This window comes from Jiangella sp. DSM 45060, assembly GCF_900105175.1.
Taxonomy (GTDB): domain Bacteria; phylum Actinomycetota; class Actinomycetes; order Jiangellales; family Jiangellaceae; genus Jiangella.
Window position 1 is genome coordinate 4974054 of the sequence record NZ_LT629771.1, and the last position, 12434, is coordinate 4986487.

At 74.0% G+C, this 12434-nt stretch carries 9 protein-coding genes and 1 pseudogene; 6 read left to right on the top strand and 4 right to left on the bottom strand.

All coding sequences use genetic code 11. The annotated features are described in order from the left end of the window. Nucleotides 1-814 precede the first annotated feature (814 nt). From BLU82_RS22085 to BLU82_RS36415, 3 genes and pseudogenes are all read left to right on the top strand, one after another. Nucleotides 815-3118, top strand: coding sequence for an Ig-like domain-containing protein (locus tag BLU82_RS22085; RefSeq protein WP_157741185.1), 2304 nt, complete (start codon nt 815-817; stop codon nt 3116-3118). A gap of 234 nt (nt 3119-3352) precedes the next feature. Continuing rightward, nucleotides 3353-4042, top strand: a pseudogene (locus BLU82_RS36410) (AraC family transcriptional regulator); the annotation flags it as partial. Between the two features lie 93 nt (nt 4043-4135). Then, nucleotides 4136-4990 (top strand): oxidoreductase, encoded by an 855-nt coding sequence (locus BLU82_RS36415; protein WP_370246328.1) that lies wholly within the window; start codon nt 4136-4138, stop codon nt 4988-4990. Nucleotide 4991: 1 nt separating this feature from the next. Here the strand turns inward: BLU82_RS36415 and BLU82_RS22095 are convergent, their stop codons facing one another. Further along, complete coding sequence (locus tag BLU82_RS22095; protein WP_092623210.1) at nt 4992-5399, bottom strand: type II toxin-antitoxin system VapC family toxin; 408 nt, start codon at nt 5397-5399, stop codon at nt 4992-4994. Beyond that, nucleotides 5396-5551: a hypothetical protein gene (locus BLU82_RS34335; protein WP_157741186.1), complete on the bottom strand. Its 156-nt coding sequence runs from the start codon at nt 5549-5551 to the stop codon at nt 5396-5398. Before BLU82_RS34335 ends, BLU82_RS22095 begins: the two co-directional genes overlap by 4 nt. A gap of 58 nt (nt 5552-5609) precedes the next feature. Between BLU82_RS34335 and BLU82_RS22100 the strand changes: the two genes are divergently transcribed. Genes BLU82_RS22100 through BLU82_RS22110 form a run of 3 tightly spaced genes read left to right on the top strand, consistent with a single transcriptional unit; the run spans nt 5610 to nt 8897 of the window. Further along, nucleotides 5610-6881, top strand: a complete 1272-nt coding sequence (locus BLU82_RS22100; RefSeq protein WP_092623211.1) for an MFS transporter — start codon at nt 5610-5612, stop codon at nt 6879-6881. A 10-nt stretch (nt 6882-6891) separates the two neighbouring features. Further along, nucleotides 6892-7827, top strand: a complete 936-nt coding sequence (locus BLU82_RS22105) for an aldose 1-epimerase (RefSeq protein ID WP_157741187.1) — start codon at nt 6892-6894, stop codon at nt 7825-7827. A gap of 14 nt (nt 7828-7841) precedes the next feature. After that, the gene (locus BLU82_RS22110; RefSeq protein WP_092623213.1) at nt 7842-8897 is read left to right on the top strand and encodes a PLP-dependent aspartate aminotransferase family protein; all 1056 of its coding nucleotides are present in this window, start codon (nt 7842-7844) and stop codon (nt 8895-8897) included. A 131-nt stretch (nt 8898-9028) separates the two neighbouring features. Here the strand turns inward: BLU82_RS22110 and cydC are convergent, their stop codons facing one another. Both cydC and cydD read right to left on the bottom strand, forming a co-directional pair. Then, complete coding sequence (gene cydC / locus BLU82_RS22115) at nt 9029-10753, bottom strand: thiol reductant ABC exporter subunit CydC (RefSeq protein WP_092626135.1); 1725 nt, start codon at nt 10751-10753, stop codon at nt 9029-9031. 11 nt (nt 10754-10764) lie between these two features. After that, the gene (gene cydD / locus BLU82_RS22120) at nt 10765-12387 is read right to left on the bottom strand and encodes a thiol reductant ABC exporter subunit CydD (RefSeq protein WP_370246329.1); all 1623 of its coding nucleotides are present in this window, start codon (nt 12385-12387) and stop codon (nt 10765-10767) included. Between the last annotated feature and the right edge of the window lie 47 nt (nt 12388-12434).

Sequence of the window (12434 nt, forward strand, 5' to 3'; positions counted from 1 at the left end):
TGCGCGTCGCAGTGGGCACACACGCCCAGCTCTGCGTCCGCGGCGCCGTGGGCACGCCCCGCCCCGGACCGGGTGGGTCCAACCTACGCGCGGCCACCGACACACTCGCGTCGCCACTGACGGAGGCCGCCGCGCCGGCCGGTCGGGCGACTCACCGTCCCCCGCTCCTGCGCACGCCCGCGTCCACGGCGGCCCGCACCCGGCCGGCCTGAGTTCCGCGTCGCCGTGGGCACGCCCCGCCCCGGACCGGGTGGGTCCAACCTACGCGCAGCCACCGACACACTCGCGCCGCCACTGACCGAGTCGCCGCGGCCCGAGTCGCCGCTGCAGGAGGCCGCCGCGCCGGCCGGGCGCACTCAACACCAACGTCACATCAGTCCCACGGACCACATCGGCACCACCCGTAAAGAACCGCCGCCATACGCGCGCCATACGATCCCGGCGCCCGCCCGCGCGAGCATCCGCCGCCGGGACCGGAATGTCCGTGGCCCGCACCCACGCCACCCGACCGCGCCCACCGGTCGGCAGCCCGCCGCCACGCCCGCGACACGCGAGCCGACCTGCGCATCTTCCGGTGACACCGGCTGTCAACGCAGTGGTTGTGCCCGAATTGCGCCAATCACCACTTGAGCATTCAAATTTCTCGTCACACAGCGTGATGTCGGACATTCGCCCTGATAGGTGCCGAGTACTTGAATATGCGTCGGAACGGTGCTGTAGGGTGACACAGGCTCCGGGGTGCCGTCGGCAGTTCCACCCCGCCGGCGGAGCACCGGTCCATTCCATGTCAATGACATTTCATTTTGGAGTAACTGTGAGCACAGCCCTGCTGCGCCGTCGTGGCGTCGCACGGGTCTCCGGTGTGCTGGGCGTCTGCGCTCTCGTGAGCACGGGCGTCGTCGTCTCCACCACGGCCGCTTCGGCCGAGGAAGAGACCGTCACCGGGACCCTGCAGACGTTCGCCGCGGAGGCGTTCGCCCCCCAGGCCGATGAGCTCCCGACCGGCCTCGTCGAGGCCATCCAGCGCGACCTCGGCATCTCCGCCGAGGAGTACCTCGCCAACGCGGCGGCCGCCAAGGTCGCCGCTGACGTCGTTGCGGAGCTCGAGGCCGCCGGCGTGAACATCAACGCTTCCGCCATCAGCGGCCAGGACGTCACCATCTACGTCGAGGCCGAGGCCGACGTCGCCGCCGCTGAGGCGGTCGGCGCCACCGTCAAGATCGGTGTCCCGGAGAAGTCCGACGGGCTCGAGGAGCAGGAGCTCCACCCGCAGGACGACTTCAAGGGCGGCTACGGCTACGCCACCGTCGACGACCCCGAGGCGCCGAGCTCGCTGTACCGCTGCTCGGCCGGCCTGAACGGCACCTCGGGCGGCAACCCCGTCAACTTCACCGCGGGCCACTGCGGCTACGAGTTCGACGAGGGCCACCCGATGTACCACCTGCCGCTCGACGGCCCGCTGTTCGACAGCGACTCGTGGACCACCGGCGAGTTCCTCGACCACCCGCTGGGTGAGAACGGCCCGATGCACTTCGGCGCCGGCGAGGACGGCAACGACGGCGGTCTGCTCAACATCACCGCGCCGAACTGGACGCCGGTCCCGCAGGTCGCGACCTGGGGCGGCGGCACGGGTGCTCCCGACGACGGCGAGTCGGTGAACGTCTTCGACTCCACCGACGCCATCGTGGGCCAGCCGGCCTGCAAGTCCGGCGCCACGTCGGGCTGGACCTGCGGCGAGGTGCTGTTCGCCGAGGACACCGTCCAGCTGAGCACCGAAGAGACCGTCACGGCGTTCATCTTCACCGCCTGCATGCTGTCGGGTGACAGCGGTGGCGCGATCGTCTCGGGCAACTACGCCCTGGGCGTCGACTCGTTCTCCACCGCGGCCACCACGGCCACCTGCGACTCCAGCAACTGGAACCCGGCGACGGAGTACCAGGAGGGCGGGTTCTCCGACGGCGACATCGGCGGTGGCTTCGCCGTCACCAGCGGCTCGGCCAACGCCGAGACCCTGTTCGGCGACGACTACAGCCTGTCGATCCACGTCGGCACGCCGGCCGTCACCTCGCCGGAGGACGGCGCCACCACGGGCCAGACCCCGACCATCTCGGGCACGGTCGCCGCTGCTGAGGGCGCCACGGTCTCCGTGGCGATCGAGGGCGGCCCGACCGTCGAGGGCACCGTCGGCGCCGACGGCGCCTGGAGCGCCGAGGTCGACGAGACCCTCGAGCCCGGCACGTACAACTACACCGCCACCGCTTCGCACACCGCGAACGGCGCGTCCGACGTCACCACCGGTGGCGAGGCGACGGGCAGCTTCGAGGTCGTCGAGAAGCAGGTCGAGGACCTCGCGGTCGACTCCCCGACCGAGGGCCAGACCACCGGCAACGCCCGTCCGGAGTTCTCCGGCACCGGCCAGCCGGGCGCCACGGTCACGCTGTCGGTCGGCGACGCCGACTACGGCTCCGCCGAGGTCGGCGAGGACGGCTCCTGGGCCATCGCCCCGGAGAGCGACCTGCCGGTCGGCGTGCGCTTCGACGCCGTTGTGACGCAGTCCTTCGAGGACGACACCCAGGAGGTCACGGTCGCCGGTCTCGGCATCGAGGCCGCCGCCGTCACCGTCACGGCTCCGGAGGACGGCTCGACCGTCGCCGGTGACGTGAACTTCGAGGGCACCTCGTTCGCCGGTGCCGACATCGGCCTGCTGCTCGAGCAGGCTGCCGCCGACGCCGCTGGCGACGACGCGCAGCCGCGCCTGGGCCTGCGCGCCGAGGGCGAGGACGACGTCGAGGAGTGGGCCGGCGAGTTCAACATCGACGACGCCGGCAACTGGACGTTCGACCCGGCCGAGGACCTGCCGGAGGGTGACTACACGATCACCGCTCAGGCGAGCCTCGAGGGCGGCGACCCCGAGCTGTCCAGCTCCGAGGCCGTGGCCTCCTTCACCGTGTCCAACGGTGGCGGCGGTGACGACAGCGGCAACGGCGACGACGGTGACGAGGACCTCCCCGACACCGGCTCGTCCGGCACCACCTGGATGGTCGTCGGCGGCATCGCGCTGCTGCTGGCCGGCGGCGCCGCGGTGGCCGTTCGCGCCCGCCGCAACACCACCGCCTGATCATCAGGTAGCTAGCACCAGCTGAACCCGAGTGGCCCCGGCCCCGCCTCGTGCGGGGTTCGGGGCCACTCGGCGTTACGGAATCGTGACGCGGCCGCCGGCGTCACGCTCGGTGACGACCGCGGCCCTCCTAGGCTGGACGATGTGACCTCGCCCACGCCGCGTGCCGACGCTGCCGGCCTGCTCCGCCGCGACGTCCTCCTCGAGTGGTACCGCTACCCACCCGGACCGCCGGTGACCATCCCCCGGCACACGCACGACGGCTATCAGCTCAACCTCAACCTCGACCTGCCCGGAGGCATCCGCTACCGCGGCGCCTACCACGTCGTGCCGGCCGGCAGCCTGACGGTCGTCATGCCGGGCGAGACGCACACCCCGATCGACCCCGACCATCGCGAGCGCGAGTCCGAACACCTCGTCCTCTACCTGACGCCCGGCACGCTCGTCGCGGCAGCCGCCGACCTCACCGGACGACCCGGCGGGCTGCCCTTCTTCCGCGACCTCACCATCGCCGACGCCCACACCGTCGCCCGGTTCACCCGCGCGCACACCGCGCTGTCCGGCGGGCCGGCCACGGTGCTGGACCAGGACGTCCGGCTGCTCGGGTTCGTCACCGGCCTGCTGCGCCGGCACGCCCGGCTCCCCGCCGGCCGCCCTCCCCCACCCGCCCGCACCGCCGTCCGCCGGGCCCGCGACTTCCTGCACGAGCACCACGCCGCCGCGGTCACGCTGGCCGAGCTCGCCCGCGTCAGCGGGTTGAGCCCGTACCACCTGACCCGCCTGTTCACCGCGGACGTCGGCATGCCGCCGCACGCCTACCAGCTGCAGCTGCGCGTCGAGCACGCCAAACGGCTGCTGCTGGCCGGGCGCCCGGTGATCGACGCCGGCCACGAGGCGGGGTTCTACGACCTCAGCCACTTCACCCGGCACTTCAACGGTTCGTCGGCGTCCCGCCGGGCGCGTATGCCCGCAAGAACGTACATCCGCCCGCGAACGGCGCCACGTAGCGTCGGCGGGGTGAACACCGACACCCCAGCACCCGCCCGGGTCTGGCTGATCACCGGCGCGTCGTCCGGTCTCGGCCGGGCCGTCGCGCAGGCGGCCCTCGACGCCGGTGAGGCCGTCGTCGCGACCGCCCGCAAGGCCGGCGCCCTGGACGACCTCGTCGAGCGGCACCCACGCCGCGTCGCCGCCGTCGAGCTGGACGTCACCGACACCGCCCGCGTCCGCACCGCCGTCGACGCGGCCACGGACGCCTTCGGGCGCGTCGACGTCCTCGTGAACAGCGCCGGCCGCGCCCTCATCGGCGCCGCCGAGGAGACCACCGACGCCGAGCTGCGCGACCTGATGGACGTCCACTTCTTCGGCCCTGCGGCACTGACCCGGGCCGTCCTGCCCGGCATGCGAGCGCAGGGCTCCGGCGCCGTCGTACAGATCAGCAGCATGGGCGGACGGCTGTCGTTCGCCGCGGTGTCCGCGTACTCGGCGACGAAGTTCGCACTGGAGGGCTACTCAGAGGCGCTGGCGGAGGAGGTCGCTTCGTTCGGGATCCGCGTGCTGATCGTCGAGCCGGGCGCGTTCCGAACCGGCCTGCACGGCACGTCGATGCGGATGACCACGTCCCTGCCCGCCTACGACGCCGTGGTCGGACCGATTCGGGCGATGCAGGCCGGCTTCGACGGAACCCAGCCGGGCGACCCCGCCAAGGCGGCCGCCGCCATCCGCGCCGCTCTCGACGCCGACGATCCGCCGCTGCGGCTGCCGCTGGGCAACGACGCCGCCGACGCGGTGCGCGACAACCTGGACCGGCTGCGGGCGGAGTTCGACGTCTGGGAGCCGCTGTCGCGCAGCACCGACCTCGACCCGCCCTGACTCAGGAAGCCAGCAGTTCGGTGCGGGCACCGACCGTCTCGTAGGTCGTGACGGCCCGCCGGTCGAGGCTCAGCAGGGTGACGTCATGCTCGGCAGCGGTGAAGGCGATGAGCGCATCGTAGGTCCGCCCGCCGAGGATCAGGCCGTTCGCGGCGGTGGCCAGCAGCGCGCGGTACCCGCGCTCCGTCAGCCCCAGGTACGGCTCGGTGAAGCGGTCGGCGAGGAAATCGTGCACCAGACCCGGCAGGGCGCGATGTGGCGGCGGCAATCGGGTCAGCACCGAATAGGACTCGATGGCGGCATGGGCCACCAGCCTCGGACGGCGTGCGAGTACCTTCACGCTCTCCGCGTGGTGTTCGTGCCAGCTCGCGAAGCCGGCGATGACGATGCTGGAGTCGACCGCGATCATCTGCGTGTCTGCTCCAACACGTCGCGGACCATCTCAGTGGTGAGTTCCGGCATGTCGACATCGGCGACGGCCACCGGCCCGTCGCCTTCGTCGACCAGGCGCATCGGCGTCGGGGTGGGAACGATCTCCAGCCGGCCGTCGCACTCCACCACGTCCGCTCTCGCCAGCCCTGACGTCAAGCCGGAGTGGACGCGCTGGAAGGATGGCCAGGTGCGCCGGCTGCTGTTGGACCTTACGCCGCTCAAGGTCAGCGTTCCGTATCGCCGGCTCTGGATCGGCATCTCGCTGTCCGGCATCGGCACCCACCTGACCACCGTCGCCGTCGGGTTGCAGGTGTACGACCTGACGGGGTCGACGTTCCGGGTGGGGCTGGTCGGGCTGTTCGCGCTGGCGCCGCTGGTGGCGCTGGGCCTGTACGGCGGGGCGATCGTCGACGCGTACGACCGGCGGCGGGTGGTGGTCGTGAGCTCGTCCGGCCTGCTGGCGGTGGCGGCCGGGTTCGCGGTGCAGGCGTGGCTGGACCTCGGCAACGTGTGGCTGCTGTACGCGCTCGTGGCGGTGCAGAACGGGTTCTTCGCGGTGAACTCGCCCGCGCGGACGGCGATCATCCCGCGGCTGCTGCCCGGCCCGCTGCTGCCGGCGGCGAACGCGCTGGGCAGCATGTCGATGAGCTTCGGCCTGACGATCGGGCCGCTGCTGGCGGGGGTGCTGATCGACTCGGTCGGCTACGGCTGGACGTACAGCATCGAGGCGGTGCTGCTGACGTTCGCGCTGACGACGCTGCTGGCGCTGCCGCCGATGCCACCGCAGGGGACGGTGCGCCGGGCCGGGCTGCGGTCGGTGCTGGAGGGCCTGTCGTACCTGCGGACCCGGCCGAACGTGCGCATGACGTTCCTGGTGGACCTGTGCGCGATGGTGCTGGCGATGCCGCGGGTGCTGTTCCCGGCGGTCGCTGCCGCGGTGCTGGGCGGCGGGCCGACGACGGTGGGCATCCTGGTGGCGGGGATGGCGGTCGGCGCGTTCCTGGCGGGGTTGTTCTCCGGGCCGCTGGGGCACGTGCGCCGGCAGGGCCTCGCCGTCGTGGTCGCGATCATCGCGTGGGCGTTGGCGGTCATCGCGTTCGGCCTGGTGCTGCTCGTCGTCACCGGGCCGGAGGACGGCGTCGTGCACTGGGCGCTGTGGCCGGCGGCGTTCTGCATGGTGCTGGCCGGCGCCGCCGACACCGTCAGCGCGGTGTTCCGGATGACGATCCTGCAGGCGGCCACACCGGACGAGCTGCGCGGGCGGCTGCAGGGCGTGTTCATCGTCGTGGTGGCGGGCGGGCCGCGACTGGGCGACCTCGTGCTCGGCTCGCTGGCCGAGCTCAGTGGCGAGGCGTGGGCGGCGGTGATCGGCGGGATCGCCTGCATCGCGATCGTCAGCGCGCTGGCGGTGACGCAGCGCCGCTTCCTCCGCTACGACGCCCGGCATCCGGAGCCCTAGGGTGAACGTCGTGAGCGAACCGAGCGTGTCCACGTACCGCGGCTGGGAGATCGTCCACCTCACCTCCGACGTGCTCGGCGTCGACGTCGTGCCGGGCAAGGGCGGCGACGTGACGTCGGTGCGCTGGCGCCCGCTCGGCGTCGACGTCATGTGGCGGACGCGGTGGGGGCTGCGGCCGCGTGGCGAACACGTCACCGCCGGCAGCAGCGAGGCGCTGCTCATGCAGGCCTACCCGGGCGGCTGGCAGACGGTGTTCCCGAACGCGGGCGCGCCGAGCCAGGAGCACGGCGTCGAGTGGGGCATGCACGGCGAGGCGTGGCTGGCCTCCTACGACTGGACGGCGACCGGCCCGGCCGCCGTCGAGCTGCGCACCGACCTCGTCCGCAGCCCGTTCTCCATCGTCAAGCGCGTCGAGGTCGACGGCCCCGCGGTCACGGTGACGGAGACGGTGCGCAACGACGGCGCCGAGCCGGTCGAGGTGATGTGGAGCCACCACCCGGCGTTCGGTGCGCCGCTGGTCGGCCCGGCGACGCGGGTCGAGACGGCCGCGCGGACGGTCTGGCTGGACCCCACGACGCCCGCCGCGTGGCCCGGTGACGGCCTCGACCGCGTCCCGGCGCCGGGGTCCGGGGTCAGCCGGCTGGCGTTCCTGGACGGCTTCGCCGAGGGCCGGGCCGGCATCGTCAACGACGAACTGGGGCTGCGGGCCGACCTCACCTGGGACACCTCGCTGATGCCGCACGCGTGGTACTGGCTGGAGGCGGGTGGGCGGGCCGGCTTCCCGTGGTACTCGGACGCGTACGTGCTCGCCCTGGAGCCCGCGACCAGCTGGCCCGACGCCGGGGTGGCGGGCGTGCGGTCGACGACGGGAACCCAGGTCGCCGTCGCACCGGGCGAGGAGCGCACGGCGACGGTGACGCTGACGCTCGGGCCCACGGCGGCGTGACCCATACTGACGGCATGTCGCACTCCCCCGCCACGCGCGTCGTCACCACCGGCCGTCCCGCCCGCACGGCCGACGCCGCGCTGAACGAGCCGGTCACGTTCGCCTCGACGTACCACGCCGGCGGTGACGTCGGCTACGGCCGTTACGGCAACCCGGCGTGGACGGCGCTGGAGTCGGCCCTCGGCGACCTCGAGGGCGGCCGCGCGCTGACGTACGCGTCCGGCCTGGCCGCCTCCGACGCCGTCATGTCGCTGCTGCCGGAGGGCGCCGTCGTCGTCGCGCCCGACTGCGCGTACCTCGGCGTGCTGGACCTCCTGCGCGAGCGGGCCACGCAGGGACGGCTGACGCTGCGGCAGGTGGCGGTCACCGACGCCGACGGCATCGCCGCGGCGGCGAAGGGCGCGGCGATGGTGTGGCTGGAGTCGCCGACCAACCCGAACCTCGACGTCGCCGACATCGCCGCGGCGGCCACGGCGGCCCGCGCGGCCGGCGCGCTCACCGTCGTCGACAACACGTTCGCGACGCCGCTGCTGCAACGGCCGCTGGAGCTGGGCGCCGACATCGTCGTGCACAGCGTCACCAAGCTGCTGGCCGGCCACTCCGACGTCGTGCTCGGCGCGATCGTCACGGCCGACGACGACCTGTACGACCGCCTCGACGCGCACCGCCGCCTGCACGGCGCGATCCCGGGCCCGATGGAGGCCTACCTCGCCGTGCGCGGGCTGCGGACGCTGTCGGTGCGGCTGGAGCGGGCCCAGGGCAACGCGACGGAGCTGGCGTCGCGGCTGCGCGCGCACCCCGCGGTGAACGTCGTGCGCTACCCCGGCAGCGGGACGATGTGCTCGATCGAGGTGGCCGGCGGCGCGGCCGGCGCCGACGCCGTGGTCGCGGCGGTCCGGCTGTGGGTGCACTCCACCAGCCTCGGCGGCGTCGAGTCGTCGCTGGAGCGGCGCCGGCGCTGGCCCACCGAGAGCCCGGCGGTCGACGAGTCGCTGCTCCGGCTCTCCGTCGGCATCGAGGACATCGACGACCTCTGGGCCGACCTGTCCGACGCGCTCGGCACCATCTGATCGCCCCGTCGCCGCAGGCTGCGGGGGTGTAAGCCGGCGCTTTGCAATGAGCACCGATACGCATCACCGCCGCGGTGATGCGTATCGGTGCTCATCGCAAGGGGGGCACGGTCAGCGCACCCGGCAGGGCGCTACTCCGCCAGGGCGGGCCGCGATGCCCACCACAGGTCCTGGTAGACGCCGTCGGCGGCGACCAGCTCGGCGTGGGTGCCGCGTTGCACGACCCGCCCGGCGTCCATCACCACGATCTCGTCGACGGCGTCCAGCCCGGCCAGGCGGTGGGTGACGACGACCGTCGTGCGGCCGCGGGTGGAGGCGAGGAGGTCGGTCATGAGGTCGTCGGCGGTACGCGGGTCGAGGCCCTCGGTCGGCTCGTCCAGCAGCACGACCGGCGGGTCGAACAGCAACGCCCGGGCCAGCGCCAGCCGCTGCCGCTGGCCGCCGGAGACCTGCCCGCCGGACTCGCCGACCAGGGTGTCCAGCCCGCCCGGCAGCGACTCGACCCAGTCGCGCAGCCGGGCCGTCCCCAGCGCGGCCAGCAAGGTGTCATCGGACGCGTCAGGGCGGGCGAGGCGCAGGTTCTCGCGGATCGACGTGTGGAAGAGATGCGCGTCCTGCGTGACGCCGGTGACGACGGCGCGCACGTCGTCGCCGTCGTAGTGCTGCACCGGACGACCGTTCAGCAGCACCGTCCCCGCCGACGGCTCGATGAAGCGCATCAGGCAGGCCAGCAGCGTGCTCTTGCCGGACCCGCTGGCCCCGACGACGGCGACCCGCCGGCCCGGCGTCAGCGCGAGGTCCACGCCGTCGACCGCGTCGACGTCGGCACCCGGATAGCGGACGGAGACGCCGTGCAGCTCCATCGTCACCGGACCGGACGGCGCCGGCAGCGCGGCCGCGCCGGGCTCGGCCACCGGCGCCGGGGTGTCCAGCACCGCCAGCACCCGGCGCAGCGAGGACCGCGCCTCCAGCAGCCGCTGCACGGCCGGCACCAGCGGCAGCACCGGCTCGAACGAGATCAGCGCGACCAGCGCGACCACCGGCACCATGACCCCGGCCAGCCCGCCGTCGTGGCGCGCGCCCAGCGCCAGGACCGTCACCGCGACGGTCGTGACGCCCTGCACCAGCATCGCGGCGGCCCCGGCGAGCGCCGTCGTCAGCGCGGTGCGCCGCTCCAGCCGGGCCAGTCGCTCGCTCGCGGCCTCAGCATCGGCCAGGGCGGCGGCCGTCGCGCTGAACACGGCCAGATCAGCGGCGCCCTGTAGCAAGTCGGTGTGGTGCGCGCTCATCTCAGCCCGAGCGGGAGCGAGCCGCCGGGCGGTGCTGGTGGCGGCCGTCACGACCATGAGCAGCGGGACCACCAGCCCGGCCAGTGCCAGCCCGGCCGCCAGCACGACGGCCGCGGACGGCAGCACGACGGCGGAGAAGCCGATGGCGACGCCGGCCACCACAACGGCCGTGCTGACCGGCACCAGCACCCGCACGACGAGGTCCTGCACGGCCTCGACGTCGGACACCATGCGGCTGAGCAGGTCGGAGCTGCGATAGGCGGGCAGCCCGGACGGCGCCAGCGGCACCAGCGCGTCGTAGACCTTCCCGCGCAGCGTCGCCAGCGCCCGCAGCGCGGCGTCGTGGCTGGCCAGCCGCTCGGCGTAGCGGAACACACCGCGGGCGGTCGCGAACCCGCGCACGCCGACGATGGCCAGCGACAACGCGGCCAGCGGCGGCTGCTCGGCGGCCCGCGCCAGCAGCCAGGCGGCGGTGCCCATCAGCGCCAGCGCGGCCAGCTCGGTCGCCACCGACGCGGACACCGCGACCAGCAGCCGGGCAAGGTGAGCGCGGAGCAGGCCCGCCATGCGCCGCACCATCAGCGCACCACCCCCGCGGGCAGCGGCGGGCCGGCGATGCGGCCGTGGTCGAGCGTCACGACGCGGCCGGCGTCGAGCACCATCGCGGGGCGGTGCGCGACCACCAGCACCGTCCGGCCGGCCATCAGCCGCGCGGTCGCCTCGACGACGACGGCCTCGCTGCCGGCGTCGAGGCCGGCGGTCGGCTCGTCGAGCAGCAGCAACGGGGCGTCGCGCAGGAACGCGCGGGCCAGGGCGACGCGCTGGCGCTGCCCGGCGGACAGCCCGGCGCCGCGCTCGCCCAGCGGGGTCTCGTAGCCGCGCGGCAACCGGGCGACGAACTCGTCGGCGTGCGCCAGCGTGGCGGCCCGCACGACCTCGTCGTCGGTGGCGTCGGGGCGGCCGAGCCGGATGTTCTCGGCGACGGTGCGGGCGAACAGGTGCGGCCGCTGCGGCACCCAGGCCAGCTGCCGCCGCCAGTCGTCCGGGTCGGCGGACGCGAGGTCCACGCCACCGGCCAGCACCCGCCCGGACGTCGGCGGCACCAGCCCGAGCAGCACGTTCACCAGCGTGCTCTTGCCCGCGCCGCTGGGCCCGACCAGCGCGACCCGCTCACCCGGCGCGACGACGAGCGTGACGGCGTCGAGCGCGGCCTCGTCGCGGCCGGGATAGCGCACCGTGACGCCCTCGAACCGGATGCCGCCGGCGGCGTCGGGCGCGGCCGAACCGGCGACGGCCGCCCGCGCCGGTCGCCCGTCGTCGGCGTCGACCACCGCGAAACAGCGCTCCGCCACCGCCAGCCCTTCGGTGCTCGCGTGGAACTGCGACCCGAGCGCCCGCAGCGGCAGGTACGCCTCGGGCGCGAGCAGCAGCACCAGCAGCGCCGTCTCGAGGCCGAGCCCGCCGTTGAGCGTGCGCAACCCGATCGGCACCGCGACCAGCGCCACCGACAGTGTCGCCACCAGCTCCAGCACCAGCGCGGACAGGAACGCGATGCGCAGCGTGCCCATGGTGGCCGAGCGGTGCTCGTCGGCGATGCGCCGCACCTGCGCCGCCTGCGCCTTGGCCCGGCCGAACGCCCGCAGCGTCGGCAGCCCGGCGACGACGTCGAGGAAGTGGCCGCCGAGCCGCTCCAGCGCCCGCCACTGCCGCTCGGTGGCCCGCTTCGTCGACATGCCGACGAGCGCGCCGAAGATCGGAATCAGCGGCAGCGTGACCAGGATGATCACGGCGGACGCGAGGTCGGCGACGGCGATGCGCACCAGCACCGCGACCGGGATGACCGCCGCCAGGAACAGCTGCGGGAAGTAGCCGGTGAACCACGGGTCCAGCGCGTCGAGGCCGCGCCCGAGCGTCGTCGTCAGCCCGCCGGTGTGCTGGCCGGACAGCCAGCCCGGACCCAGTTCCTGGGTGCGCCGCAGCACCTGGCGTCGCAGCGCTGCCTTCACCGACGCGGCGGCCCGCTGGGCCAGCGCCTGCTGCGCCCACGACAGCCCGGCCCGGACGGCGAACACACCGGCCAGCAGCGCCAGCGTCGCGGCCAGCGAGCCCGCGGACGGTCCGGACAAGACGCCGTCGGCGAGCAACCGGGCCAGCAGTTCGGCCTGCACCAGGATCGCCGCCGCGGCCGCCACCGCCAGCATCGTGAAGACGACGGTGACGACGCGGAACGCGGGCAGGCCGGCCAGCA